The sequence below is a fragment of the Haloarcula sp. H-GB4 genome (assembly GCF_030848575.1).
Classification (GTDB): domain Archaea; phylum Halobacteriota; class Halobacteria; order Halobacteriales; family Haloarculaceae; genus Haloarcula.
Genome location: NZ_JAVDDX010000001.1, coordinates 182486 through 206791, shown reverse-complemented (window position 1 = coordinate 206791; position 24306 = coordinate 182486). Strand labels below are relative to the sequence as shown.

Here is a 24306-nt window from a genome sequence, read left to right as displayed (position 1 = left end):
GACGCGTCGGCTCAGGCAATGAGTATACTTGAGGACGCCCGTGCGGCGCTTGCCACCGGGCCGCTGTGTGATTCCTGCCTTGGCCGGCTCTTCGCCGACCGGAGTTTCGGGCTGGCCAACGCCGAACGAGGGCACGCCCTTCGGGTGACGCTTGCGCTTGCAGACGACGACCCCTTTGAGGAAAGCGAGGATTGCTGGGTCTGTGAGGGCGAGTGTGACCGCTTCGAGTGGTGGGCCGAGCAGGCCGCAAGTGCCGTCCGCGGCTACGAGTTCGACACCTATCAGGTCGGGACGAAAGTGCCGCCGCTACTCGAAGAGAACGACGAACTGCTCCGGGAAGACGTGGGGCTAGACCCCGACGCCGGCGAAGCGCTGAAGACCGAACTCAACCGCGAAGTCGGCAAACGAATCGGCGACCTGACCGGCGCGGAGGTGGAGTTCGGCCGTCCAGCAGTCCAGCTCACGCTCGACCTCGCAACGGACGAAGTGGAGACCCACGTCAACTCGGCGTTCGTCTACGGCCGTTACCGCAAGCTCGAACGCGACATCCCCCAGACGAAGTGGCCCTGCAACGACTGCAACGGGACTGGGCTGTGGCAAGGCGAGCCCTGTGACGGCTGTGACGGCAGTGGCTACCGCTACGACGAGAGCGTCGAGCAACTGTCCGCGCCTGTCGTCCGTGAGGCGATGGACGGCGAGGAGGCCGTGTTCCACGGCGCAGGTCGCGAGGACGTAGACGCCCGGATGCTCGACTCCGGCCGCCCGTTCGTCATCGAGGTGATGGAACCCCGCAAACGCGACGTGGATGCTGACGAGCTCGAAGTCGACATCAATGCCTTCGCCGACGGGAAGGTTGAGGTGACGGACCTCCACCTGGCGACCCACGAGATGGTCGAACGCGTCAAGGAACTGGATGCCTCGAAGACTTACCGGATGGATGTGGAGTTCGGCGACGCGGTCGACGCCGACGCTCTGCAGGACGCACTGACGGAACTGGACGGGGCGACCATCCAGCAAGAGACGCCCCAGCGAGTCACCCACCGACGGGCCGACCTCACCCGAACGCGGACGGTGTACGACGCCGAGGGCGAGCTGACCGACGACCGGCACGCCGAACTCCGCATCCACGGCGAGGGCGGCCTGTACGTGAAGGAACTCGTCTCCAGCGATGAGGGCCGCACGGAGCCGAGTCTGGCCGGCCTGCTCGACACCGACGCTGTGGTGACCGCACTCGACGTAATCGACGTACAGGGCGAGGACGAACCGTTCGCGACAGACGAGTTCCTCAAAGAGTAGCGCTCCCGGAGTCGTCCGACCGGAAGCTGTTTTTGCACCGCCATCCAGATGATAGCCATGCGATTCGGCGTCGACGAGGCCGGGAAAGGACCAGTGCTGGGGTCGATGTTCGCCGCCGCCGTCAGGGCTGACCCCGTGGCTCTGCCCAATGGTGTCGGCGACTCGAAAGACATCAAGCCGGAGCGACGTGAGCGACTGGCCGAGGAAATCCGTGAGTCGGCGGACGCCGTTGGCGTCGCCGAGATTCAGGTCGAACGGATCGATGCCGACGAGACGGACATGAATACGCTGACCGTCGAGGGGCAGGCAGCGGCGCTCTCGGTGGTGGCCCGGGACGGACTGTCGGGGATGGTCGACGCCGGCGACACCGACGCGGCGCGGTTCGGTCGCCGGGTCGCGGACGCGGTCGACGCCGAGGTGACCGTGCGGGCGGAACACGGGGCCGACGAGACGGACCCGCTGGTCGGTGCGGCCTCAATCATCGCGAAGGTCGCCCGCGACACACACGTCGCGGAACTGGCGGCGGAGTACGGCGACGTGGGGTCAGGCTATCCCAGTGACCCGACAACGCGGGCCTTCCTGGCGGACTATGTCGACCAACATGGCGAGTTGCCGGCGTGTGCCCGCCGGTCGTGGTCGACGTGTGACGACGTGTTGGCGGCGGCGTCACAGTCGACACTGGGTGACTTTTGAACGCGGACAGGCCGACAGTGAACGTGGTGTCTTCGAGGCGAACCAATACCGCGTACTAAGGCAGAAAGCGGGAACCGCTCATACTGTTAACTGTAACTGAGACACAGTACTCGCGGTGGCGAAATTCCTGAAAGGCGTACAGCCGAGGGTCTCAGTCCTCGTCCAGCACGAGACTCCGGAGGATGTCACCGTAGGCCGGGCGCGTTACGAGTACACCGATGAGTACGCCCACGATGGTGATGATAGCGAACCCGGAAAGGTCACCAAGCGAGAGGACCATCAGCGGGCTCATGGCGACGATGGTCGTCGCCGCGGCCGCGCCAATGACCCAGAACGCCTTGCGGAAGCGGCTTTGGAACACGCGTCCCGTTTCGACTTTCCCCTGCTGGAGGATTTCGTCGGCGATAATGATGAGGTCGTCCACACCCGTGCCAATGACCGCGATGAACCCGGCCAGATGCGAGAGATTCAGCGGATATTGGACAAAGGCGACGAACCCGAGGAGGATGAATACCTCCGATAGCGCCGTGACAATCATCGGCAGGGCGACTTCTGGACGCCCGTACCGGAGATACACAACCAGGCTCACCGCGATGACGGCAAGAATGCCAGTCAGGAGGGAGCGCTGCTGGAACTCCTGAGCGAGCGCGGACGAAAGCGTCTGGCTCTCCGCGTTGTCGAAATCAAGTGGGGCCGGCAGCCGACCAGCTTTCAGCGCGAGTTCCAGCTCGGTCGCTTCAGACATATTGCTGGTCCGCATGATGAACTGCGGGTTGTTGACGAAGTCACCGTTCCGGTAGGACTGTCCTAGCCCCGGGTCGACGCCGCCGACGAACACCGGCTCGCCGTTCAGCGTCGTCACCAGACAGTTCGCCTGTGAGTTCTGGAGGTTCTCGTGGTCGTAGTCCGAGCGGCGGCAGGTCGATCCACTACCGAATCCAGCCTCGACCATATCGTTCGCGTAGCGCTCGGCGGCACCCTGTTCGACTGTCACCGGGACGTGCGTTCCCTGCGTTTCGCTTCGCTGTGCTGATCCGGCGCGCAGATCCTCCTGCGAGAGAACCTCCTCGCGGACATAGGATCCGTTCTCAGTGTTGTCGTGAACGGCGTACACGCGAACGACGCCACGTTCTTCGAGCAGGCTGATAAGCTCCTCACGCCCCCTATCTGGGGCTGTGACGCTGATGAAGCTCCGGCCGCCGGGAGAGCTTACTTGCTGGACAGAGCCGCCGGTGAGGGCTGATTCTCGCAGTTTATCGTTGATGACCGACACCATATTTTCGCGTGTTTCTCGGGTCACACCGGGCCGGACCTCACTCGGCTCGTACCCCTCGGCTTCGATCGCGGACTGTACTTCTGACTCGCTTACGTTCCTCGCAAACACTTCAACGGTTTCAGTGCGGTTAGAGACCCGTACGTCGATTGAATCGATGCCCAACTGGTCTGAGACGGATTGTTCGAGGGTCGTCTCATCCGCGGGCGCAACCTCAACACCTTCGGCGGTAATGCCGACAATGGGGGCTTGGATGCGCGTCCCACCGCTAAGCTGAATCCCGTACTGGAGGTTTGTCGACTGGTTGGCAGCCCCGGCCCCTTCAGTATCCGAAGTCCCTGGCGGAACGCCGGGGACGAACAGCGCGACGGCGCTGAGTAGCAACAGCGTGACCAGCGCAACGACACGCCAGTTTTCCTTGAGTGTGCTCATCGTTTGACCCCCTCGTACTTGTACCAGCGAAGCAACGTGACGTTGAGCATATAGGTATTCATTAGGTCAGCAGCTAGTCCCACAACGAGAACGAACCCAATGGAGGCCATCAGGTCGATCCCAAATATCGTCGCCGAAATCGCCATCACCGCCATCGCCGCCATTGACGTCAGCGTCATCGTCACACCAGTCCGCATCGCGCGATACGTCGATTCGTAGAACCCGCCGGACCTGCGGAGGACGTGGTTGTTCAACAGGATATCTGAGTCGACGCTGTAACCGATAAGCATCAGCAATGCGGCGACAGTCCCCAGCGAGAGCTTGATTCCGAGGAGGTTCATTACCGCGAGCGGGATGACGAGGTCAGAAAACGCCGACAGAACGACCGCGATGCTTGGCACGACCGACCGGAACATCCCAAAGACAAGCAAACTCATCCCAAGGAAAGCAACACCGATGCCGGCGACCGCTAGCCGTTGGTTCTCTTGGCCGAATATCGGTGAGGTCGTCCCGCTACCGAGGAACTCCATCTGATCGCTCGAACGCGCGGTTTCCTCAATGGGCTCCAGATTTGACGAATCAAACGTGATTATATACCGGTTCTCACCCTCGACCTGTTGGACGGAAACCACGGGTTCGTCGAACGTATTGTCCCTGAGCTCCGCCTGTGAGAGAGACGACTCGACGGTGAGTTCCGAACCGCCCGTGAAGTCGATGCTTGGAGATACTGGCGCTCCGGTGACCAGATACCAGCCACCGAGCACCGCAAGCGCCAGACCGAGCACCACCAGCGGAACCGCCACTAGTTGGCGGTTCGAATACTGGGTGTAATCGACTTCCGGGACCTCGAACTCGAACATGACGGAACGGTGTGAGACGGGCCGGAATAAGCCTTCCCAATCACTGCCGCTGACATCCGCTGTGCCGTACATCTATGGCAGTCTATCACGTATATCCATCCATGCCCGAGCGTGCAATCAGCGTCAAGCTTTCGTATCCCGCGGACCTCAGCGGGTGGGGTCGCGACAAAATCGACGGGTCGCCGTTCCGCGCGTACCTCCGGAAGACACACGACACCGCAACATCGGGCGACGTATGGACGGAGTTCGTCGGTGTCGGCTGCTGTGGCGACACGCTGGACTTCCCGCTCCGTGTCGAATCCGTCGACGGCGGCACAGCGGTGACCGAAGACACCGAATTCGTGTACACCGAGCGCGAGGCGTGTGGCATCGCCGGTGGGTGGCAGGTCCAGAGCGTCGCCGGCCCGACAGAATAGGCAGCGAGAGCGGATAAGAGAACGCGTCAGTCCGGCAAGTAGCGCACGCTGACGACGCCATCTGCCGTCCGAACCTCGACACGATCGACGCCGAGCCTAGCCGCTCGCGAGAGAGTTGCCTCGTCCTCGACGACATCCGTCGCAGCCTCGGCCGTCTCGTCTTCTGGGACCGTGAGGACGTGTACCTCGCCCTCGCCAGCCCGTTCAACCGTCGTTAGCTCGCCAGCGGCCTGTTCAGCCGCGATTTCAGTCGTCTGGGCCGTCGGCGCGAGGTCGACCGTCTCGACCGGAATTGTGCGCCGTTCGGCGACCTCGGTAACGGTGTAGGTGACCTCCATCGGCGGCTCCGGTTCAACTGTCCCCTCTACTACCTCGCCGGCCTCAACGCCGGGATTGTCCGACAGTGTCAACACTTGTGAGTCCGCGACGTTCCGAAGCGTCGCCGACGCATCGTCGGCGTTCGTGACAAGAAATGTCCCTTCGATCGCTGTCATAGACACACATTCGTGACGGGCGTTCTTGCCCGTTTCGACCCGGGAACGGACTGGAGTGTCATCGCAGGGGAGCGGACAACCGCAGGCTTGCGGCGCTACTTCAACAGCCGGTGGGTCAGATATATCGCCAGCGTTGCGAGCAGCGGCGGGACGACGCCAGCAATCGGCGGCAGTGAGTAGAAGAAGCCAACGACAGCGCTCTGTGTCGGCTCGCGAAGCTCCGCCGGAGCAGAAGTTAACAGCGCGAGGTATATTGATCCGATGAATACGAACGCGGAGAGGGCGAGAGCGCGGTCGTAGGCAACAGAGGATTCGGTCCGTCGATGGCGGCGTGCGACGGAGAGTACTGGGGCAAGCAGCGGCGCGACGAGCAACAGTCCAACGAACAGGAAGAAGCTCCGGGAGAAGGTGAACGTCCCGCCGCGGACGCTGCCGGTTTCGGCGAGTTGCGTGATCAGCCCGAAGGTGAATACGAGCGTAATCGCCACGGACAGCAACAGTGCGACCGGGACGTAGGCTTTGAACAGCAACGAATCAGTGGCCCGGAACGCGTACGGGAACGCGCCGGGGAGCCCGTTGTACGGTTCGGGCCGGTCGTCGTCGGCGTCGGCTGTGACGGACTGCTCTGCCGTCGCGTCTGTCATACCTGTGGCTTAGGCGAGCGCGTGGTTAAGCGCGGTGTTGTCCGACCAGTGGTGGCAACGGAGCCACGTCTACTGCCTGCCATGCCGTCCGGGAGTTGTTTGTATCCGCCCGTCGACACTCCCAGTATGCACGTCGATATCGGAGCCGCGCTTGCCAGTGCCGCCGACCCGGGCGTCGAGCGAGCGACGCTTGAGGAACTGGACGAGCGGGTGGCCACGGCCCACGAGCGAATCGAGCAAGGTCGGGACGACGACGAGTTCGGGTACGCGTCGCTGAATCTCCCCGAAACAACTGACGCCGAGGTCATCCGCGATGCCGTCGCGCCGGTCGCCGACGCCGAATCGGTCATCACCGTTGGGATCGGTGGCTCCGCGCTGGGAGCGAAAACCATCACAGAGGCGCTTGCCGACGAGCCGGGCAGTCACGTCGTACTGGACAACGTCGACCCGGAGCACGTCCGGCGGACGCTCGACGGGCTCTCGCTCACTGACACAGCCATCAACGTCGTCTCCCGTTCGGGGACGACGGCAGAGACGCTGGCGAACTTCCTCGTCGTCCGCGAGGCCTACGAGGACCGGGGCGTCGACTGGACCGAGCGCATCGTCGTCACGACGGGCGATTCCGGGCCGCTCCGGGCTCTCGCCGACCAGCACGACCTGCCGACGCTGCCGGTTCCCGAGGGCGTTCCGGGCCGCTTCAGTGCGTTGTCAGCGGTTGGGCTCGTTCCGCCAGCGATTCTTGGCATCGACATCGAGGGGCTGCTTGCCGGCGGTAAAAAGGCGGCTGACGACCTCGCGCCGTCGCTGTATGACTCGCCGGCCTACGCCTACGGCGCAATGGCCTACGCGCTCGAAGAAGCGGGCGCAACGGTCAACGCCGTCATGCCCTACGCCGAGCGGCTGGAGTCCTTCGGCGAATGGTTTGCACAGCTCTGGGCCGAGAGCCTAGGGAAAGACGGCCGGGGACAGACGCCAGCACGAGCGCTAGGCGCGACCGACCAGCACTCCCAGCTCCAGCTGTACCGCGCCGGCCATCGGGACAAGGTCGTCACGTTTGTTCGGCCGCGGGAGCGCGCCGACGTGGCGATTCCCGACCCGGACCACGAGGACCTGTCGTATCTCGCTGGAACTGACCTCGGCGGCCTCATCGACGCCGAGTACGAGGCGACAGTCGCGAGCCTGCCGGCGGCTGACCGGCCGGCCCTGGAAGTCGAGATCGACCGTCTCGACGCCGAAAGCGTCGGGGAACTCCTGTACGCGATGGAGGCAGCCTGCGTCCTGGTCGGTGAACTCGCGGACGTGGAGACGTTCACTCAGCCCGCTGTCGAGTGGGGTAAAAACGCCACGCGAGCGCTCATTCGCGGCGAAGCGACAGACGAGACGGCGGTAATCGACGAACGTGAGCGACTGCGGATCGGTGAAACGGAGTCCCTTTAGGCCGGCGCAACGGACTGCCGATAATGGACGACACTGCCGCGAACTGGGGTGTGCTCGCCGCTGGCCTCGGTCTCGTCGTACTCGTCGCCACAGAAACTGGCGTCGTTGGCTGGATGACACCGACGACGACTGTTGGCCCAGTCACCGCCCGACAGGTCGCCACCGCCGGCTTTGTCGTCGCCGCGCTCGCCTTCTCACTTGTCCGTCACGGCGCACTCGACCACAGACAGGCGGGTCTGGGCGCAGCAGGTGCGGGCATCGTCGCAACCCTCGCGACACTCGTCGCCTTCTTCGGGCCGGAGTTGCGTACTGGCGTCGAGGCCACCGTCGGCACCGCTGTGTATCTCACAGTGCTGGCCGGCGGCGTGACGGTTGCGCTGGGCTGGGCGCTGGCGACCGGCGTACCAAACGACCGGCTGTACACGATTGCCAGAGCGCTCTCGGTCGCAACCGGAATCGGGCTGGCCGGCTTCCTCGTGGGCACGGTGTTCGCCCAGTTCATCGTTCTCGGGGCCGCGGCGGGAGGGCTGGTCAGCGCCGCGGCGCTGGAAGGCGGGACTGTCACCGGCCCCGCGTATGTTACGCTCACTATCGGCCTCGGCGTCGGCTTCGTCGGCTTTGGGGCAGCCGTCGCCAGCCGACTAAACCGGACCTGGACCGATCTGGACCTGCAGCGCCCCAGTCTCCGTGACATCGGCTACAGCGTCGGCGGCGTCGTCATTCTCATGGTCGCGCTGTTTGGCTTCAGTTACCTCATTCAGGCGCTCGGGCTGGAAGCCGCGCGGAGCAGCGTCGAAGAACTGGCCCGCGAGGACCCGTCGTTCCTGCTCGTGATGGTCCCGCTCGCGTTTCTGACTATCGCACCGAGCGAAGAGTTCATTTACCGGAACCTCATCCAGAAGTACCTCTACGATGATTTCGGTGAATTCCAGGCGATTATACTCACCAGCGCCGTCTTCGGCGTCGTCCACTTCGGACAGTACGCCGCCGGCACGCCGACACAGACCGTTCTCTCGCTACTGCTAGTGTTCGTCCTCTCGACGCTGCTGGGCCTGAGCTATCTCAAGACCGAGAACCTGCTCGTGCCCATCTTTATTCACGGGGCGTTCAACGCCATCCAGTTTCTCACATTGTACATCGAGATTACAGGAAATCCGGCAGTCTGAGCCGTCAGACCGTTGTCTGACGGGTGTTTATGCGACCAACGGTTGTATGCGATGGTATGGCTCGGCGGTTCACCATCGTCTGTGATGACGATCAAGCGCGGATTATCGAAACGCTTGCGCGGCGCTACGGCATCACAGAGGAGGAAGTGCTGTCGCAGCTAGTCGATCTCGGGCTCGAAGCCCGGGACGAACAGACCGTCTAAGCCGGGTTTTTCCGCGAAAGCGAGCTCCCACAGATGGGACAGCGGTCGCGGTTCTCGTCGAACTCGCGGCCACAGCCAGCACACTGGAACAGCCACTCTCGCTGTTCGGAAATCCCCTCGCGGGCGATGACTTCGACCGCCACGTCGAGTTTCTCCGCGACGTTTTGCATCGCGTAGTCGTCCGTGACGAGGCGGCTGTCGAGTTCGAACGCGGCTGCGATCAGCCGGATATCGGTTTCCGAGAGCTCCGCCAGATCGCCGGTCTCACTGGCGGCGCGTTCGATGCGCTCGACAGTGTTGTCCTCGGGAATGTGAAGGTGCATCCCCGAACCTTCGAGGGCGTCGAAGCGATAGGCGGCCTCGTCTTCCAGTTCCTCTCTGACGAGCGGAATCGTCGCTATCTGCTCGTCGGTGTGATACTCGTTGATAAATGCCGAGGAGTCAAGGACGTACATCTAGCGTTTGACGATCATGTGGTCTTTCACCGCCTTGACCCGCTCAACTGGGACAAGCAGGCGGCCCTGATCGCTGTACTCGAAGTTCGTGTTGCGGAGCGACTCCGCGGGGTCAATAACGAGGTTGTGCAACGCGCCCGAGGAGAAGTCCATCGTGATATTGTAGAGACTGCCGATCTCCGCACCGTCAGTCCCCATCACGTCTTTCCCCGACAGGTTTTCTGCGAGTATTGCAGCCATACCCCTTTGTTCCGAACGAGGTTACATAAACGCCACGGGGATGTCTGGCGAGAAACCGATGGTCGCTGACAGCGACGGTCACGGATAGAAACTATGCGTCAGCAACTGTCGATTCACCGGTGGTGCCGTTCTGTGCCCAAGGGCGCACGGTCACAGGAGGCAGCAGTCATAAGCGACAGGCATCCCACGAGTACGCATGGACCGGAACAGGCGTCAGTTTCTCGGCGCGCTCACGGCCGTCGTTACTGGGACTGTCGCGGGCTGCAGTGATGGCGACAGCGGTGAATCATCCCCAAAGGAGACAGCCACCGCTATGCAAACACCGACCCGTACTGCGACAGCAACGCCGACTGATTCAGTGACGACGGCGACAGAAACCGCCACCCCACCCGAAACACCGACACCGACTGAGACTGCCACTCCGACGGAAACGCCGACACCCACTGGAACGCCGGTAGAGGCCGACCAGCAAGTCGCCGTCGGGCCGGAAAGCCTCAGCTTCGACCCGGAAACGTTCGAGGTCTCTGTTGGAAGCACCGTGCTGTGGGTCTGGGAGGCCGGCGGCCACAACGTCAAACCGACCGCAACGCCATCCGGTAGCAACTGGTCCGGGACGCCTGGAGACAACGGGAAGACGTACAGTTCGGGCTACGAATACGCCTACACGTTCGAGGTCCCCGGAGAGTACGAGTACCACTGCGTGCCCCACCAGAGCGTCGGCATGACGGGGTCGTTCACTGTAACCGAGTGACGGCCGCTTAGCCCCACATTCGGTTGCGTGCGTTTGATGACGACGAACTTAACTGCCACCGACGACTCGGTTCTGACAACTTCTGGAGCCATCTATGTCTGACACGGACCCCACAACAGCCACCGACGACACCCTGCGGACGCCCATCGTCGCCGTTCTGGGCCACGTCGACCACGGGAAGACGAGCCTGCTCGACAAGATCCGCGGTTCGGCCGTCACTGCCGGCGAATCGGGCGCGATTACACAGCATATCGGCGCGACAGCCGTCCCACTTGACGTGATTTCCGAGATCGCGGGAGATCTGGTCGATCCAACAGATTTCGACCTGCCTGGCCTACTGTTCATCGACACGCCAGGCCACCACTCCTTCTCGACGCTCCGCTCCCGAGGTGGCGCGCTCGCCGACATCGCCATCCTCGTCGTCGATGTCAACGACGGCTTCCAGCCCCAGACGCTGGAGGCCATTGACATCCTCAAGCGAACGCAGACACCGTTTATCGTTGCCGCAAACAAGATCGACACCGTCCCGGGCTGGAACCCCAATGAGGGGCAACCAGTCCAGCAGACGATGGACGCCCAGTCCGACCGCGTGCAGTCCGACCTCAACGAGAAGCTGTACGAGATTATCGGCGAACTCTCGGACAACGGCTTCTCCGCGGATATGTACTGGCGGGTCCAGAACTTCCAAGCCAACATCGGTGTCGTGCCGGTCTCAGCCGAAACCAGCGAGGGTATCCCCGACCTGCTGACGGTGATGATGGGGCTGTCCCAGCGCTACATGAAAGAGGAGATGGAGATCGACACTACCGGCCCCGGTGTCGGGACCGTCCTCGAAGTGAAAGACACCCAGGGATTCGGGACGACGCTCGACGCCATCGTCTACGACGGGACGATCCGTAACGACGATACCATCGTCGTCGGCGGGCTGCAAGGGCCAATTGTCACCGACGTGCGCGCCCTGCTCCGGCCGCGTCCGCTTGAAGAGATCCGGACCGAACAGGAGTTCGAACAGGTCGGCCAAGTTGCCGCCGCCGACGGTGTCAAAATCGCCGCGCCGGACCTCGGCGACGCGATGGCCGGCGCGCCGATCCGCGTCATCCGCGACCGCGACCGCAGCGAGGTCATCGCTGAGGTGGAGGAAGAACTCGCCGAAATCGAGGTGACGACACAGGAGGAAGGGGTCGTCATCAAGGCCGACACGCTCGGATCGCTGGAGGCCCTCTCCAGTACGCTCGAAGAGGAAGAAATCCCAGTGATGCGGGCCGAGGTCGGCGCGGTCGCACCGCGGGATGTGCGAGTCGCCGAAACCGCCGGCGAGCCAACCAATCAGGCGATTCTGGCGTTCAGTGTCGAAGTGCTCGATGACGCGCGGGACCTCGCCGAACAGGAGGACGTGGAACTGTTCGAGGACGACGTCATCTACCAACTCGTCGAGTCCTACGACGACCACGTTACCGCCATCGAGGAAGCCCAGCAGGAACAGATTCTGGAGAACATCACCCGACCTGCGAAGTTCCGGATTCTACAGGACCACACCTTCCGCCAGTCCGACCCGGCCGTCGTCGGCGTCGAGATCCTCTCCGGTGAACTCCGCCGGAACGTCAACGTCATCAGGTGGGACAACGGCGAAGCGAACCGCGTCGGGACCCTCAAAACGATTCAGGACGAGGGCGAAGACGTCGACTCGGCCCGCGCCGGAGAGCGTATGGCCGTCTCTATCCAGGGACCGACCGTCGGCCGCCAGATCGAGGAAGGCGACGACCTCTGGGTCGAGATTCCGGAGAAGCACGCGAAGATTCTGGAACAGGAGCTCAAGGAAGACATCTCCGTCGACGAGCGCGAGGCGCTGTCGATGTATCTGGAGAAACACCGAAACCGCGACCCCTTCTGGGGGAAATAGGCGGTACTCGGTGCGCTGTTTGCGCGAGTAATAATATTTAATTAGGAAGCGTGTCTCCGTATAGACACGAATGCCTGGGTCCCTGTCGATGCCTGACCTCGTGCTTGCCAGCATCGCCCTCTCGATGCTACTGGCGTCGCTCGGTGCCGTGGTTACTTCGCTTAGTTTCGTCACGGCGCTGAGTGCCGGCAGCCTCCCGGCGACCGGCTCCATCGGCTACGCGCTGTTTTACAATCCGCCGGTCGCGGACGGACGACGCTCCTGACGGTAGTGTCTCTATCTACCCACCGCTTCGGCTTGAGCGTGTAATAGGATTATTTACAAACGAGTCGTTCCTCCGAACGCCGGTCATATTTCTAACAACGCTTCCCGGGAATTGTTCATCACACCACTACGATATAGTGTCAGAAGTGAATGATATGGCGAGAGAATTTGATAAATTGGTTCGAGACAAGATTCCAGAAGTGATCGAGAAAAACGGGGAAACGCCGACAGTCTCGCTCGCAGGCGAAGACGAGTACTCCGAGCGGCTGGTCGATAAGTTAGAAGAAGAGGTGGCAGAGTATCGAGAAAGCCACGAGATCGAGGAACTGGTAGATATTCTTGAAGTAATCCACGCGATTCGAAAAGACAGAGGGGTTACTGGTGAAGAACTACGGGACAAGCGAGCACTGAAGGCCGAACAACGGGGGCGTTTTGATGAGGGGATTGTTCTCGAACGAGTCGACGAGTAGAAAGTCTGTATCACGTTCTGTCTGTGAGCTGAAATACGAGCGTTCTGAAGGCTCTATTTGTCCATCTACAACCACAAAAACAGCGACTGTTACTGCGCGGTCGGCGACGTATCGTCGCCCATCACTTGCTTGACTTGCAGGGCGGCGGAGGCGGCGATGCCCTGCGCGAGGTCGTCGCGCTCAGCAGCGGAGATGCTCGCACTTTCCGGGTCTTCCGGCGTGTAGTCAGCGCTGACGACCGATCCGACCGGGGGCTGGACTGCGATTGTGGCCCGTGGGCCTGTCGTGCTGTTACTGATTTCAGAACCAACGACGAACTCGCCGGGCAGGAGTTCGCGGGTCCGGGCGGCAACGCTTGAGAGATCCTGACGGAGCTCCTCACGCTGTTCTGCGGTCAGCGTCACTTCTTCCGTCTCCCCACCAAACGACGTATTGCCGTACATGAACGTTCTCTGTCTCTATGGGGGGGAAGACTAAAAACCCAGGGTCGAGCACAGTTCTGGCCGGAACCGTCGGTGCAACGCCGCTTACACGACGGGGTGGCTCTCGCCGTAGGTGGCGAGAACGACAGCACTGGCGTACTCGGCGTCGTCGGACGCCGACTCGACGTAGACATTCTCCTCAACGAACTCCCAGTCCCGCAGGTCCCGACCGGCGGCTAGCCCCTCACGGATTTCCATCCTGACCGCGTCCTCGCTGGTGCCGTCGACCTCGTAGAAGATGCCCGGCCCGTCCTCGCTGCGGGCCCAGCCGATGCCCGCCGCGCCGCGCTCGCCCGGTGCGACGGTCGCCGAAGACTGGACGACCTCCAGCGCTTCGCCGGGCGGCCCTAGGTCTGGCGCTGTCTCCACTACCTCAATAGTTGGCTCAGCAGGAATGACAGACGACAGCGAGATGAGATTGTAGTTGTGGACGCCCGCCTCGGCGAGTGCCGCGTCGTACGCGGCCAGCGCGGTCGGGCCGGTCGCAGTCCCCCAGACGACCCGGATAGTACTCATAGTCGAGAGTCGACGGGCCGTGGGGTAAGGGGTTTCGCTTCGTTATGCCGGAACGAGTCTGTAGCACATCCCCGGTCGGTTCCAGTCGCCGTCGACTGCACGCTCGGCGTAGTAGATGCCGTCGGCAGTCACCAGCGGCGCACTCGTCACGTGGCCGCGGCTCTCGATGGACCACGCCACTGCACCCGAGTCCCGCTCCAATGCGTACAACCGCCCGTCGTAGGACCCGACGAGTACGTGCTCCCGGGTAGCGACGACACTCCCAATAATCCACCCGCCGGTGTCGTACCGCCACTGCTCCGCGCCGCTGACGAGATCGATTGCGTACACCCTGTCGTCGTGGCTGCCGACGTAGACGGTGCCGTCGTGGACTGCCGGCGCGCACATCACGTCAGCGTCGGCCTTGAAGGTCCACAGTTCCGAACCATCGGTCACGTCGACAGCGGTGACTGTCTCAGCCCACGACGACACGATGGCTGTCCCGTCGGCGACAGCGATGGGAGCTTTCACGTCGCCGCCAGTGTCGTAGCGCCAGGCTTGCTCAAAACCCGGAAACGACCACGCGTAGCAGTAGCCGTCATTGGAGCCAAACAACAATCGGCCGTGTTCGCGGTCCAGCGCCACCGTCGAGTGTGGGTGGTCGGTCGGCCGGCTGTCGCGCCACTGCACGTCGCCGGTCGCGGCGCTGACAGCGACGACGCTGCCGCTCGGAGCCGCGTGCTCGACAGCGACGTACAGCGACCCGTTGTAGTAGGTCGGACTCGCGCCGATGGCATCACCCAGCTCCGTCCGCCAGCGCCGCCGGCCGGTTTCGAGATCCAGTGCCGACAGCGCGCCGTCGTAGGCCCCGATGTAGACGGTGTCGTTGGCGATGGCCGGCGTGCCGTGGCTCCCGCGCGTCGCCTGCGTGATCGTCGTCGACCACTGAACCTCGCCATCCGGTGCGATGGCCCGCACGCGGCCGGTATCGTCAGCCAGAATCAGGTCACCTGTCGGTGCCATCGCAGGGCTGCCTTTCGCCGCTGTGTGGTCCCCGCGGTTCGCCGGCAGTTCCCAGGCCCGCTCAACAGCATCCGGAACTGATACGTCCTGATATCCCTGGTTCAGGAGCCCCTGCCGGAACTGCGTGGCGGCGTGTTCATCAAGCGCCGTCGATGCGAGCGGATTGAACTGCGATTGACACCCCGCGACCGCACCGACTGTCGTCGCTGCGAGCGTCCCCAAGAATGCCCGCCGCGTCCGTCCGCGCTCTGTCACGGACATCGATACCGGACGGGGTGGCTTAAATCGCGCGGGGTCATGTGGGTCACAGTCGATCTTCGGGCGTCTCAATGCCGAACCGAATGACGGAAGTCCGATTCAGTCGGTTGCCGGGTCTGCACGATTCGGTGAACGGATCGTTCAAAACATGCCTGAATTCAGATTTGTGAGCGAAATCAATCACGCAAAATAGCAAGTGAGAATACGTAAATATCCCAACCACAACGAATTTAACTTCTCAAAAATCATTTTAGCGACTAAAGCAGTCATTTACAGGCTTATGGTATCTGTTACGATATTAATCTTCATTTTTAATTACCCCATAATTTATAATCCATGGCTGTCTCGTGAGCGATTGCATGCAGAAGAATTCAAAACGCACTCGTCGAACGTTCATCAAAAGTGCCGGTGTCATCGGGACGGCGGCACTCGCTGGCTGCAGCGGCGGCTCCGATTCAAGCACGGAGGACGGCTCCGGCGGCGAAAGCTCCGACGGTGCCACGACCGGCACCGGCTCGGAAACGATGGCGGACGAAATCGTGTTCTACAACGCCGGGTCGCTGGAGTTCGACCCGGGTACGGAAGCCAACATCGAGCGGTTCGAGGAGGAGACAGGCATCTCCGTGGAAGTCAATGAGGTCCCGTGGAGTAACCTCAAGACCAGTCTGACGACGATCTGGCGGAACCAGGACAGTACCGTCGACGCCTTCAACGGCCCGACCTGGTGGCTGGCTGACTTCGTCAGTTCCGACTGGCTCGAGCCGATCGGCCTCGGAAGCGACCACATGAGCAAGTTCCCCGACTCGCTGAACGAGCTCGTTCAGTTCGACGGCCAAACTTACATGGCCCCCGAGTTCGGGAAGTGGGGGAGCTACCTCTACGACCAGCAGTACCTGAACGACCAGGGCTTCGATGCGCCGCCGGACACGTGGGACGAGGTTCTGAGTCAGGGCGAACAGCTCTCACAGGGCGACAAGTCCGGGTTCGCGTTCACCTGGTCCGGCAAGTCCGTGTTCAGTTTCAAGCAGTTCCTCTACCAGGCCGGCGGCCGGCTGTTCAACGACAGCTACGAGCCGGTGTTCGTCGAGGAAGGCAAAGAGGTACTGGAGTTCTTCAATGGGCTCCGCGAGCGGGGCATCATCCCAGACGGAATGTCCAGCCTCGGCGAGGGTGGTGTCGGTGACAACTTCATCGCCGGCCAGTACGCGACCGTTGAATCCTGGACGCCGCTCGGATCCCGTGCCATCGACGAATGGGACGAGGGCCGAATCGGGAGCGCTAAGCCGCCGAAGGGGCCGGAGAGCCGCGCGACTTTCCAAGACACGAATGGTATCAGCGTTTCAGCGTTCTCCGAACGGAAGGGCGCAGCCAAGGAGTTCGCCCGCTTCATGACGACCCGGGCGTCGTCCAAGAACAACATGCTCGTCGAGGGGAACCCGGCTGTTGTTCCGGAGGTGTACGAAGACGACGAGGTCCAAAGCGAGTACCCCTCCTGGCTGCTCGAGGATATGCGGTTCAACCTCGAGAACGCGAAAAGCGAGACGTACATGGCCCAGCCACAGGTCGACGACTATCTTAACGAACAACTCACGCCGGCACTGCTGGGTAACAAAGACCCTGAGGCAGCACTCAGCGATGCCTACGACAACATCGAGCGCCTCTACCAGGACATCGGCCTGCTCTGAGTGACGCGGTTCAAGATCTATATATTATGTCAATCGAAAAGAGCCCACTGCGTCGCAAACTCGACAAGCTATTTGTCCCGCTAACTGTCGGGCCAACGCTCCTGTGGATCGCTGCGATAATCGTCTATCCGACCGCGAAGTTGCTTGTCAGTAGCTTCCAGTTCCGTAACCCGGTGACAAACGAAATGGAGTTCGTCGGTCTGCGGAACTTCCAGCGGTTGATCTTCGCACGAGAGGGGGGCAATGCCGCACTCGGCATATTCAATCCCAGTTTCGTTTCAATCACGACGAATACAGTCATCTACGTCGGCTTCAGCGTCTCCATCTCGTTCCTGCTTGGCCTCGGTATCGCGCTGTTGCTTGATAAAGACCTGAAAGGACGGGGCTGGTTCAGAACGGCGGTCATCGTCCCGTGGATTCTCCCATACGTGATGAGCGGGCTGATGTGGCGCTGGATGTTCCAGTCCGACTTCGGCGCGATTAACGGCGCGCTCCAGCGACTCGGTATCATCTCCGGGAATATCCCGTTCCTCTCGGACGGCGCACTCGCCATGATGGCGCTCATTATCGCCGACGTCTGGGTATTCACACCGTTCATTATCATCATCCTGCTTGCGGGTCTGCAAAACGTCCCCGAGCAGCTGTACGATGCCGCCGAGGTCGACGGCGCGAGTCGGTGGTCCCGGTTCTGGAACGTCACGTATCCGTTCCTGAAACCGTCGATACTGGTCGCGCTGACCATCCGTATCATCTTCGACATCCGGGCACTGGATCTGGTCTGGGTGATGACCCAGGGCGGCCCCGGGAAGTCGACTGAGGTGTGGGCCTCCTGGCTGTACCGGACTGCACAGGTGTTCAACGAACCCGGGTCCGGCGCTGCACTCGGAGTCGTCCTGCTGGCCGTGACCTTCGCTATCGTGGCCAGTCTGTACAAGATATTCGGCGAATCACCCTACCAAGCATGAGCACGAAGAAATCACCACTCAACCGACTGCGTCGGTCGCTGGGACTAGATACACAGAACGAGTGGCCGTCCGTCGCCCGCGAGCGACTGCTGGCTTACGGACTGCTCGCCGTATACGTCCTGATCATCTGGTTCCCGATCTACTACATCTTCGTTACGAGCATCAAACCATCGAGCGAAGTGCTGTCGCTGCCGATCACGTTCCTTCCACAGAGCCCGACGACACAGAACTACGTGGACATCTTCACGAACAGACCATTCGACAACTACACAATCAACAGCATGATCGTCGCGACGACGACGACGCTCATCTGTATCACTCTGGGAACGGTGACCGGCTACAGTTTCTCCCGGTTTGACTTCATGGGGAACAAGTCGCTGCTGCTATCGATCGTCGGTGCGCGGATGATTCCCCCCATCGCGCTCATCGTCCCGTTCTTCCAGATCATGTCGAACCCGCCGCTCATCGGCGGGTTCACCGGGAGCCTGTACGACACGCGTCTCGCGCTTATCCTCACGTACACGTTCTTCAATCTCCCCTTCGCCGTCTGGATCATGAAGAACTACTTCGACGGCATCCCCGAATCGTTGGACGAACAGGCCCGAATCGACGGTTGTTCCCGCTGGGAGGCCTTCGTCAAAATAATCCTGCCGATGGCGAAGCCGGGCATCGCGGCTACCGCTATCCTCGCGTTCATCTTCTCGTGGAACGAGTTCGTCTTCGCGCTCGTTCTCACGTCCTCTGAACAGGCCCAGACGCTACCGATCGCCGTCTCGCTGTTCGTGGCTGACGACTTCGTCGACTGGGCACATCTGGCAGCCGGCGGGATGATCGCCGCGTTACCCGGCATCCTGTTCGGCCTGTTCTTCCAGCAGTACATCGTAAGCGGACTCACACAAGGAGCAGTCAAGGAGTAACTAATTATGGCACACGTAGAACTCACCGACCTCGTAAAGGAATTCGACGACGTTACCGCAGTTGATGGTATCTCGCTGGACATCCCCGATGAAAGTTTCACCGTCCTTGTCGGCCCGTCAGGGTGTGGCAAAACCACGACTCTGCGCCTCATCGCAGGACTCGAACGAGCGACCGGCGGTGAAATCCGCATCGGCGAGGACATCGTTAACGACGCTCGTGCGTACGAGCGCGACATCGCGATGGTGTTCCAGAACTACGCGCTGTATCCCCACAAGACAGTGCGGGACAATATGCGATTCGGGCTGGAGCAACACGACACGGACGAGGAGATAATTACCGAGCGAGTCCAGGAGACTGCGGAACTGCTACAGATAGAGGAGCTACTGGACCGCCGGCCGTCGGAGCTGTCCGGCGGACAGCAACAGCGGGTCGCACTCGGCCGCGCAATCGTCCGCGACCCGGCGGTGTTCCTGATGGACGAGCCGCTGTCGAACTTAGACGCGAAGCTCCGGGTCCAGATGCGCGCCGAACTGAACAAACTCCACGAGGAACTCTCGACGACGACCGTCTACGTCACCCACGACCAAGTCGAGGCGATGACGCTGGCTGACCAGATCGCGGTGATGGACAACGGACAGATACAGCAAGTCGGCGAACCGACGCACGTGTACTCGAATCCGCGGAACATGTTTGTGGCCGGCTTCCTCGGCTCGCCATCGATGAACTTCCTCGAAGGCACGCTCGAAGAGTCCACCGCCGGCAAGTTCGAACTAGACCTCGGCGGCGTAATCCACAACGTCCCCGACGAGTTCACCGACGCGCTCGAGCCGTATCTCGGAGACCGCGTGACGCTGGGCATCCGCCCGGAGAACATTGCGCTCAATCAGGACGGTGTTCCGGCGAATGTCCATCCGGCGACGGTAGAGGTCGTCGAACCGCAGGGCGAGAAGACAGTCCTCGAACTCGAACTCGACACCGGCCAGAGCATCAAGGCCGCAGTCGACCCCGACACGACGGTCGAGATGGGTGATGCGGTGAACCTCCGGTTCGACAGGGACTCGCTCCAGTACTTCGACCCGGCCACGGGCAAATCGCTCACGTACGATGCGAAGATCGAACGACAGGCGACGATCTGACGATGCCGACGGAAATCACCGACAGGATGACGCCTGCCGGCCTGCTCGCGTTCGGAGCCGCATTCGGACTGGCGGGCCTCGCGGCGGTCAATTACGCGACCGGCGTGTACGGCGGTGCAATCGTCAGCAGTGTCGGGACGGTCGTCGCGACGCTGTTCGGTGTTTTCAGCGATTAGTACCGGGAGAGAGTTTTTCATGAACGTCTACATACTGCATGATATACCCCTGAACGCCATCGAGCAATCTCGCAAATCACTAGACTGCGACGCCGGCCCTGAGAACGGGGCCGATTCTATCGAGAGTGATGACACCAACTAGAATACATCAGTCGGAGGCCGTACTCACTCGTAGGGTCCGGGCCTGCTGTACTAGAATATGATACCTGATGAACGACGGAAGGAAATCGTTCGACAAGTAAACAAGTCGGATCGAGTCACGGTCGAAGAGCTCACCGAAGAGTTCGGCGTCTCCGAAGCGACAATCCGGCGAGACCTATCGTCACTCGCGGAAGACGGACTTATCGAACGGTTTCACGGCGGTGCCCTCCCGGCGTCGAAGGAAGCGACCAACGGGTCCGGCACGACCGATGACATCGACAACCCGAGCGGCAAGCAGGCAATCGCCGAGCGGGCTGTCGACGAACTGAGCGACGGCGACGCCGTCTTCTTCGATACGGGACCGACGGCGCGCGAAGTAGCGAAAGCTATCCCGGAACAGCTGTCGCTGCTCGCCGCAACAAACTCACCGGAAAGCGCGTTTGAACTCCGCGAAACCTGCGGCGAAGTCAAGGTTGTCGGTGACTCGCTGCGCCAGACATCGGACGCGCTCGTCGGACCCAGCGCCGAGTCGTATCTCCGGAAGACGAACTTCGATATCGTGTTTCTCGAAACCGACGCAGTCCAGAGCGATGGCGGACTCTCGGTCTCGAACGAAGACGAAGCACGCATCAAAACACTGCTCTGTGAAGGCGGTCGACACGTCATCCTCGTGGCTGACGGGAGCAAGCTGGACAGTCAGAGCTTCCGCGAGTTCGCGACTGTCGATGACATTGATATGTTCATCACGGACGTGGCGCTGAGCGACGAAATGCGGACAGTGTTCGAGCAGGCGAACGTCACGGTGGTGGACAATTTACTGGCCGTTCCGTGAGTTCATAACTGGCTAAAACTGGTTTTCGCGCAGTATTACGCGAACGCGACCGGGACGCTGCTGGCGTCGTCGTCGGCTTCAATCTTCTCGAGGGCGTCGTGGAGGTCGGACTGCTGGACCGTCGTCCGGCCGTCGCGGATGGCGAACATCCCGGCCTCGGTCGCCAGTGAGGCCAGCTCCGCGCCGGAGAGGCCGTCGGTTTCGGTGGCAAACGCACCTAGATCCACGTCGTCGTCGAGACTCATCTCCTGTGTGTGGATTTCGAGGATGCGCTCGCGGCCCTCGACATCGGGGTTCGGAACTTCGATGAGACGGTCGAAGCGGCCGGGGCGGAGAATGGCCCGATCAAGCATATCGAAGCGGTTCGTCGCGGCGATGATACGGATTTCCCCACGCTCGTCGAAGCCATCCATCTCTGAGAGCAGTTGCATCATCGTCCGCTGGACCTCGGCGTCGCCGGAGGTCTTTGACTCCGTCCGCTTGGCCGCGATGGCGTCGATCTCGTCGATGAAGATGATAGCCGGTTCGCGCTCGGCGGCAAGCTCGAACAGGTCTCGGACCAGTCGCGCCCCCTCGCCGATGAACTTCCGGACCAGTTCGGAGCCGGCCATCTTGATGAACGTTGCGTCGGTCTCGTTGGCGACGGCCTTCGCCAGCATCGTCTTCCCCGTGCCGGGCGGGCCGTGCAGCAGGACGCCGCTTGGCGGTTCGATACCGACCTCGCGGAACTGTTCGGCGTTGACGAGCGGTTCCTCGACGGCTTCCCGGACCTCGCGGATCTGCTCTTCGAGGCCACCGATATCCGAATAGCTCACGTCCGGTGAGCCGTCGACCTGCATCGCCTGCGCACGGGCGTCGGTCTCGGGGTCGAGGATCTGCTTGACGCCGAAGGAGTCGTTGATCGCGACGCGGTCGCCGGCCTCCAGCCCGTCGCGGATGGATGGCGAGACTTCCGTCAACACTTCCTGATTGTTGCCGTGCTGTTTGACGACGACGCCGTCATCAGTCAGCTCCTCGGCCGTCGCGATGTACAGCGAGGAGGTCTTGAGCGTCTCGTTTTCCCGTTCGAGCTGGTCGACCTCGTCGGTGAGGTCGTGTTGGCGGTCACGGGCAGCGTCAAGCTGCTCAGTCAGCTGTTCGTTGACCTGTACTATCTCTTTGAAATGTTCCCGGAGTGCCTCCAGACGCTCGTCAGGCGTCATATCGGGATCAAGTTCCAACCGTGGTCGTTCCGGAAGCGAGGGACTGCGCGACATTTGGATGGTCGGTACTATACGGTTGAGACACAAAGTGCCTTCGGGTCACAGGGGTGAAACAGTTATCCGTGTCGAGACGGGGCTGTACCGTTCAGTTAGACCGGTGGCTCGACTAGCCGGGCAGGCACCGAATAGCTACTGACCGCCCTACAGCAGCTCGGCGAACTCATCGAGGTAGTCGCTATACGTCGAGAGCGCGGATTCGACCGGGTCGGGACTGGCCATATCGACGCCGGCGTCGCGAAGCAGTTCCAGCGGGTACTGCCGCGATCCGCTCTGGAGGAAGTCGATATACCGCTGGGCGGCGGGCTCGCCCTCCTCGAGGATACCGTCGACGAGCGCGACAGCCGCCGAAATGCCAGTTGCGTACTGGTAGACGTAGAACGCCCGGTAGAAGTGCGGGATGCGCATCCACTCGCGGGCAATGCGGTCGTCGAGCACTGCCGGCTCGTAGTAGTCGCTTTTCAGGTCCTGATAGAGGTCGTCAAGCCGGTCGGGAGTCAGCGGCTCGCCGGCCTCGGACATCTCGTGAGTGCGGTGCTCGAACTCGGCGAACATGGTCTGGCGATAGAGGGTAGAGCGGAACCGTTCGAGGTACTCGTTGAGGATGTGCCGGCGCAGGCGCTCGTCCTCGACGGTGTCCAGCAGGTGGTGGGTCAGCAGCGTCTCGTTGACGGTGCTTGCGACCTCGGCGACGAATATCTCGTAGCCGGAGTAGACGAAGGGCTGCTCTTCGCTGGTGTACTCCGAGTGCATCGAGTGGCCCAGTTCGTGGGCCAGCGTGTACATCGACTCCACGTCGTCCTGATAGTTCATCAGGATGAATGGCTGGGAGTCGTAGGTGCCGCCGGAGTACGCGCCGGACTGCTTGTGCTCGGTCTCGTAGACGTCGACCCACCGCGAGTCCAGCCCCTCGGCGAGCTGGGACTGGTAGTCCTCGCCCAGCGGCGCGACGGCCTCGGTGACGTACTCGCAGGCCTGTTCGTACTCGATTTCGGGCGACTCCTCCTGAACGAGTGGGGTGTAAAGATCCCACATCCGGAGTTCGTCGGCCCCGATTGACTGGCGTTTGAGGTCGGCGTGGCGGTGGAGCGTATCGAGGTTGTCGTGGACGGTGTCGACCAGCGTATCGTACACCTCGACGGGAACGTTCGGGCCGTCCAGTGCGGCCTCGCGTGCGGTGTCGTAGTTGCGGGCGTTGGCCATCTTCACGTCCGTCTTGACGGCGTTCTTGTAGGCCGTCCCGACCGCATTTCTGACAGTCTCCCACTCGTCGTAGAACGCCTCGTAGACGCGCTGGCGGAAGTCGCGGTCAGGGTGCTTCTGCAGCGTCGTGAAGTTGTTGAGCGTGATTGGCTGCTGGTCGCCGTCGGGGTCCTCGACGGTCGGGAACTCCATGTCGGCGTTGGCCAGCATGTTGTACACCTCGCCGGGCGCGCCGGTGACCTCGCCGAGTTCGGCGAGCAGGTTCTCGACTTCGGCCGAGCGGGTGTGGTCTTTCATCCGGAGCACGTCGTCGAAGTAGTGCTCGTACGGTTCCAGCGCGGGCTCCTCATCGATCATCTCCTCGATGTCGTCGTAGTCCAGCTCCTGCAGTTCCGGGTCAAGGAACGAGGCCGCCGAACTGGCCTCAGAGGAGAGTGACTGCGAGCGGGCGGTCAGTGCCTGATAGGTGTCGTCCGTCGTGTCCTCGTCCCGGCGCATCCGGGCGTAGGCCGCGACATTCGAGACGGTCCGCATCAGTTCCTCGTACGTCTCTAGCGTCGCAAGCAGGGTGGCAGCGTCCTCGGTTGCCCGTCCCTCGTAGGCGGACAGATCCTCGATTAGCGCCTCCGCCTCCTCGTAGGCGGCTTCCCAGTCCTCGTCGCTGGCGTAGAGGGAGTCGAGGTCCCACTTGTACGCTTCATCGATGTCGCTCCGTGCGGGTACCGAACTCATAGCCCGC

At 61.9% G+C, this 24306-nt stretch carries 28 protein-coding genes; 17 read left to right on the top strand and 11 right to left on the bottom strand.

The window, feature by feature from the left end:
* The first annotated feature begins 18 nt into the window (after positions 1-18).
* Entirely contained in the window at positions 19-1296 is a 1278-nt protein-coding gene (locus RBH20_RS01105; RefSeq protein WP_306704644.1) for a tRNA pseudouridine(54/55) synthase Pus10, read from the top strand.
* Between the two features lie 57 nt (positions 1297-1353).
* On the top strand, positions 1354-1989 hold the full coding sequence (rnhB, locus tag RBH20_RS01100; RefSeq protein ID WP_306704642.1) for a ribonuclease HII: 636 nt from the start codon (positions 1354-1356) through the stop codon (positions 1987-1989).
* Positions 1990-2140: 151 nt separating this feature from the next.
* On the opposite strand, the gene RBH20_RS01095 is transcribed toward rnhB, so the two are convergent.
* Positions 2141-3694 (bottom strand): preprotein translocase subunit SecD, encoded by a 1554-nt coding sequence (locus tag RBH20_RS01095; RefSeq protein WP_306704640.1) that lies wholly within the window; start codon positions 3692-3694, stop codon positions 2141-2143.
* Entirely contained in the window at positions 3691-4554 is an 864-nt protein-coding gene (gene secF, locus RBH20_RS01090) for a protein translocase subunit SecF (RefSeq protein ID WP_306704637.1), read from the bottom strand. Before secF ends, RBH20_RS01095 begins: the two co-directional genes overlap by 4 nt.
* Before the next feature lie 101 nt (positions 4555-4655).
* Between secF and RBH20_RS01085 the strand changes: the two genes are divergently transcribed.
* Positions 4656-4970 (top strand): hypothetical protein, encoded by a 315-nt coding sequence (locus RBH20_RS01085; protein ID WP_306704635.1) that lies wholly within the window; start codon positions 4656-4658, stop codon positions 4968-4970.
* A gap of 26 nt (positions 4971-4996) precedes the next feature.
* Here RBH20_RS01085 and RBH20_RS01080 read toward each other — a convergent pair whose 3' ends face one another.
* Positions 4997-5464 (bottom strand): DUF5812 family protein, encoded by a 468-nt coding sequence (locus tag RBH20_RS01080; RefSeq protein WP_306704633.1) that lies wholly within the window; start codon positions 5462-5464, stop codon positions 4997-4999.
* A gap of 95 nt (positions 5465-5559) precedes the next feature.
* Positions 5560-6108: a hypothetical protein gene (locus RBH20_RS01075; RefSeq protein ID WP_306704631.1), complete on the bottom strand. Its 549-nt coding sequence runs from the start codon at positions 6106-6108 to the stop codon at positions 5560-5562.
* A 126-nt stretch (positions 6109-6234) separates the two neighbouring features.
* On the opposite strand from RBH20_RS01075, the gene RBH20_RS01070 reads away from it, so the two are divergent.
* Genes RBH20_RS01070 through RBH20_RS01060 form a run of 3 tightly spaced genes read left to right on the top strand, consistent with a single transcriptional unit; the run spans position 6235 to position 8914 of the window.
* Positions 6235-7545 (top strand): glucose-6-phosphate isomerase, encoded by a 1311-nt coding sequence (locus RBH20_RS01070; RefSeq protein WP_306704629.1) that lies wholly within the window; start codon positions 6235-6237, stop codon positions 7543-7545.
* A 23-nt stretch (positions 7546-7568) separates the two neighbouring features.
* Entirely contained in the window at positions 7569-8711 is a 1143-nt protein-coding gene (locus tag RBH20_RS01065; protein ID WP_306704627.1) for a CPBP family intramembrane glutamic endopeptidase, read from the top strand.
* A 56-nt stretch (positions 8712-8767) separates the two neighbouring features.
* Positions 8768-8914 carry a CopG family transcriptional regulator gene (locus RBH20_RS01060; protein ID WP_005536159.1) on the top strand — a complete coding sequence of 49 codons (147 nt, stop codon included), beginning with the start codon at positions 8768-8770 and terminating at the stop codon, positions 8912-8914.
* Here RBH20_RS01060 and RBH20_RS01055 read toward each other — a convergent pair.
* Positions 8911-9369: an NOB1 family endonuclease gene (locus RBH20_RS01055; RefSeq protein ID WP_004518436.1), complete on the bottom strand. Its 459-nt coding sequence runs from the start codon at positions 9367-9369 to the stop codon at positions 8911-8913. The two genes, RBH20_RS01060 and RBH20_RS01055, sit on opposite strands and share 4 nt — an antisense overlap.
* The gene (locus RBH20_RS01050) at positions 9370-9609 is read right to left on the bottom strand and encodes a PRC-barrel domain-containing protein (protein ID WP_004518435.1); all 240 of its coding nucleotides are present in this window, start codon (positions 9607-9609) and stop codon (positions 9370-9372) included. It lies immediately after the preceding gene.
* Positions 9610-9805: 196 nt separating this feature from the next.
* On the opposite strand from RBH20_RS01050, the gene RBH20_RS01045 reads away from it, so the two are divergent.
* The 4 genes from RBH20_RS01045 to RBH20_RS01030 all read left to right on the top strand — a co-directional run bounded on the left by RBH20_RS01045 (position 9806) and on the right by RBH20_RS01030 (position 12994).
* A complete protein-coding gene (locus tag RBH20_RS01045) occupies positions 9806-10360 on the top strand; it encodes a plastocyanin/azurin family copper-binding protein (protein ID WP_306704620.1) in 555 nt (184 codons plus the stop codon).
* A 94-nt stretch (positions 10361-10454) separates the two neighbouring features.
* Entirely contained in the window at positions 10455-12260 is a 1806-nt protein-coding gene (gene infB / locus RBH20_RS01040; protein WP_306704618.1) for a translation initiation factor IF-2, read from the top strand.
* 70 nt (positions 12261-12330) lie between these two features.
* Positions 12331-12525, top strand: coding sequence for a hypothetical protein (locus RBH20_RS01035; RefSeq protein ID WP_306704617.1), 195 nt, complete (start codon positions 12331-12333; stop codon positions 12523-12525).
* Between the two features lie 154 nt (positions 12526-12679).
* Positions 12680-12994, top strand: a complete 315-nt coding sequence (locus RBH20_RS01030) for a nucleoside triphosphate pyrophosphohydrolase (protein WP_306704616.1) — start codon at positions 12680-12682, stop codon at positions 12992-12994.
* Positions 12995-13083: 89 nt separating this feature from the next.
* Here RBH20_RS01030 and RBH20_RS01025 read toward each other — a convergent pair whose 3' ends face one another.
* The 3 genes from RBH20_RS01025 to RBH20_RS01015 all read right to left on the bottom strand — a co-directional run bounded on the left by RBH20_RS01025 (position 13084) and on the right by RBH20_RS01015 (position 15249).
* Complete coding sequence (locus RBH20_RS01025) at positions 13084-13437, bottom strand: DUF5811 family protein (protein WP_058992812.1); 354 nt, start codon at positions 13435-13437, stop codon at positions 13084-13086.
* An 84-nt stretch (positions 13438-13521) separates the two neighbouring features.
* Complete coding sequence (locus RBH20_RS01020; protein WP_058992814.1) at positions 13522-13992, bottom strand: pyruvoyl-dependent arginine decarboxylase; 471 nt, start codon at positions 13990-13992, stop codon at positions 13522-13524.
* Between the two features lie 42 nt (positions 13993-14034).
* On the bottom strand, positions 14035-15249 hold the full coding sequence (locus RBH20_RS01015) for a PQQ-binding-like beta-propeller repeat protein (protein ID WP_373567946.1): 1215 nt from the start codon (positions 15247-15249) through the stop codon (positions 14035-14037).
* A 362-nt stretch (positions 15250-15611) separates the two neighbouring features.
* Here RBH20_RS01015 and RBH20_RS01010 point away from each other — a divergent pair, with 362 nt between their 5' ends.
* Genes RBH20_RS01010 through glpR form a run of 7 tightly spaced genes read left to right on the top strand, consistent with a single transcriptional unit; the run spans position 15612 to position 21105 of the window.
* Positions 15612-16937, top strand: coding sequence for an extracellular solute-binding protein (locus RBH20_RS01010; protein WP_306704614.1), 1326 nt, complete (start codon positions 15612-15614; stop codon positions 16935-16937).
* A 26-nt stretch (positions 16938-16963) separates the two neighbouring features.
* Complete coding sequence (locus RBH20_RS01005; protein ID WP_306704613.1) at positions 16964-17902, top strand: carbohydrate ABC transporter permease; 939 nt, start codon at positions 16964-16966, stop codon at positions 17900-17902.
* The gene (locus RBH20_RS01000) at positions 17899-18819 is read left to right on the top strand and encodes a carbohydrate ABC transporter permease (protein ID WP_306704612.1); all 921 of its coding nucleotides are present in this window, start codon (positions 17899-17901) and stop codon (positions 18817-18819) included. The genes RBH20_RS01005 and RBH20_RS01000 overlap by 4 nt, the downstream gene beginning before the upstream one ends.
* A 6-nt stretch (positions 18820-18825) precedes the next feature.
* The gene (locus RBH20_RS00995) at positions 18826-19956 is read left to right on the top strand and encodes an ABC transporter ATP-binding protein (protein WP_306704611.1); all 1131 of its coding nucleotides are present in this window, start codon (positions 18826-18828) and stop codon (positions 19954-19956) included.
* A 2-nt stretch (positions 19957-19958) separates the two neighbouring features.
* Positions 19959-20132: a hypothetical protein gene (locus RBH20_RS00990; RefSeq protein WP_306704610.1), complete on the top strand. Its 174-nt coding sequence runs from the start codon at positions 19959-19961 to the stop codon at positions 20130-20132.
* Between the two features lie 19 nt (positions 20133-20151).
* Positions 20152-20274, top strand: a complete 123-nt coding sequence (locus tag RBH20_RS00985; protein ID WP_306704609.1) for a hypothetical protein — start codon at positions 20152-20154, stop codon at positions 20272-20274.
* 57 nt (positions 20275-20331) lie between these two features.
* Positions 20332-21105 carry an HTH-type transcriptional regulator GlpR gene (gene glpR / locus RBH20_RS00980; RefSeq protein WP_306704608.1) on the top strand — a complete coding sequence of 258 codons (774 nt, stop codon included), beginning with the start codon at positions 20332-20334 and terminating at the stop codon, positions 21103-21105.
* A gap of 35 nt (positions 21106-21140) precedes the next feature.
* Here glpR and RBH20_RS00975 read toward each other — a convergent pair whose 3' ends face one another.
* Together RBH20_RS00975 and pepF are read right to left on the bottom strand one after the other, a co-directional pair.
* Positions 21141-22361 carry a proteasome-activating nucleotidase gene (locus tag RBH20_RS00975; protein WP_306704607.1) on the bottom strand — a complete coding sequence of 407 codons (1221 nt, stop codon included), beginning with the start codon at positions 22359-22361 and terminating at the stop codon, positions 21141-21143.
* A 147-nt stretch (positions 22362-22508) separates the two neighbouring features.
* A complete protein-coding gene (gene pepF / locus RBH20_RS00970) occupies positions 22509-24299 on the bottom strand; it encodes an oligoendopeptidase F (protein WP_306704606.1) in 1791 nt (596 codons plus the stop codon).
* Positions 24300-24306 lie beyond the last annotated feature (7 nt).

Excerpts from the sequence above, each read along its gene's own strand:
- RBH20_RS01105 (WP_306704644.1), top strand. The coding sequence starts at position 19 with ATGAGTATACTTGAGGACGCCCGTGCGGCGCTTGCCACCGGGCCGCTG.
- rnhB (WP_306704642.1), top strand. The coding sequence starts at position 1,354 with ATGCGATTCGGCGTCGACGAGGCCGGGAAAGGACCAGTGCTGGGGTCG.
- RBH20_RS01095 (WP_306704640.1), bottom strand. The coding sequence starts at position 3,694 with ATGAGCACACTCAAGGAAAACTGGCGTGTCGTTGCGCTGGTCACGCTG.
- secF (WP_306704637.1), bottom strand. The coding sequence starts at position 4,554 with ATGTTCGAGTTCGAGGTCCCGGAAGTCGATTACACCCAGTATTCGAAC.
- RBH20_RS01085 (WP_306704635.1), top strand. The coding sequence starts at position 4,656 with ATGCCCGAGCGTGCAATCAGCGTCAAGCTTTCGTATCCCGCGGACCTC.
- RBH20_RS01080 (WP_306704633.1), bottom strand. The coding sequence starts at position 5,464 with ATGACAGCGATCGAAGGGACATTTCTTGTCACGAACGCCGACGATGCG.
- RBH20_RS01075 (WP_306704631.1), bottom strand. The coding sequence starts at position 6,108 with ATGACAGACGCGACGGCAGAGCAGTCCGTCACAGCCGACGCCGACGAC.
- RBH20_RS01070 (WP_306704629.1), top strand. The coding sequence starts at position 6,235 with ATGCACGTCGATATCGGAGCCGCGCTTGCCAGTGCCGCCGACCCGGGC.
- RBH20_RS01065 (WP_306704627.1), top strand. The coding sequence starts at position 7,569 with ATGGACGACACTGCCGCGAACTGGGGTGTGCTCGCCGCTGGCCTCGGT.
- RBH20_RS01060 (WP_005536159.1), top strand. The coding sequence starts at position 8,768 with ATGGCTCGGCGGTTCACCATCGTCTGTGATGACGATCAAGCGCGGATT.
- RBH20_RS01055 (WP_004518436.1), bottom strand. The coding sequence starts at position 9,369 with ATGTACGTCCTTGACTCCTCGGCATTTATCAACGAGTATCACACCGAC.
- RBH20_RS01050 (WP_004518435.1), bottom strand. The coding sequence starts at position 9,609 with ATGGCTGCAATACTCGCAGAAAACCTGTCGGGGAAAGACGTGATGGGG.
- RBH20_RS01045 (WP_306704620.1), top strand. The coding sequence starts at position 9,806 with ATGGACCGGAACAGGCGTCAGTTTCTCGGCGCGCTCACGGCCGTCGTT.
- infB (WP_306704618.1), top strand. The coding sequence starts at position 10,455 with ATGTCTGACACGGACCCCACAACAGCCACCGACGACACCCTGCGGACG.
- RBH20_RS01035 (WP_306704617.1), top strand. The coding sequence starts at position 12,331 with ATGCCTGGGTCCCTGTCGATGCCTGACCTCGTGCTTGCCAGCATCGCC.
- RBH20_RS01030 (WP_306704616.1), top strand. The coding sequence starts at position 12,680 with ATGGCGAGAGAATTTGATAAATTGGTTCGAGACAAGATTCCAGAAGTG.
- RBH20_RS01025 (WP_058992812.1), bottom strand. The coding sequence starts at position 13,437 with ATGTACGGCAATACGTCGTTTGGTGGGGAGACGGAAGAAGTGACGCTG.
- RBH20_RS01020 (WP_058992814.1), bottom strand. The coding sequence starts at position 13,992 with ATGAGTACTATCCGGGTCGTCTGGGGGACTGCGACCGGCCCGACCGCG.
- RBH20_RS01010 (WP_306704614.1), top strand. The coding sequence starts at position 15,612 with ATGCAGAAGAATTCAAAACGCACTCGTCGAACGTTCATCAAAAGTGCC.
- RBH20_RS01005 (WP_306704613.1), top strand. The coding sequence starts at position 16,964 with ATGTCAATCGAAAAGAGCCCACTGCGTCGCAAACTCGACAAGCTATTT.
- RBH20_RS01000 (WP_306704612.1), top strand. The coding sequence starts at position 17,899 with ATGAGCACGAAGAAATCACCACTCAACCGACTGCGTCGGTCGCTGGGA.
- RBH20_RS00995 (WP_306704611.1), top strand. The coding sequence starts at position 18,826 with ATGGCACACGTAGAACTCACCGACCTCGTAAAGGAATTCGACGACGTT.
- RBH20_RS00990 (WP_306704610.1), top strand. The coding sequence starts at position 19,959 with ATGCCGACGGAAATCACCGACAGGATGACGCCTGCCGGCCTGCTCGCG.
- RBH20_RS00985 (WP_306704609.1), top strand. The coding sequence starts at position 20,152 with ATGAACGTCTACATACTGCATGATATACCCCTGAACGCCATCGAGCAA.
- glpR (WP_306704608.1), top strand. The coding sequence starts at position 20,332 with ATGATACCTGATGAACGACGGAAGGAAATCGTTCGACAAGTAAACAAG.
- RBH20_RS00975 (WP_306704607.1), bottom strand. The coding sequence starts at position 22,361 with ATGTCGCGCAGTCCCTCGCTTCCGGAACGACCACGGTTGGAACTTGAT.
- pepF (WP_306704606.1), bottom strand. The coding sequence starts at position 24,299 with ATGAGTTCGGTACCCGCACGGAGCGACATCGATGAAGCGTACAAGTGG.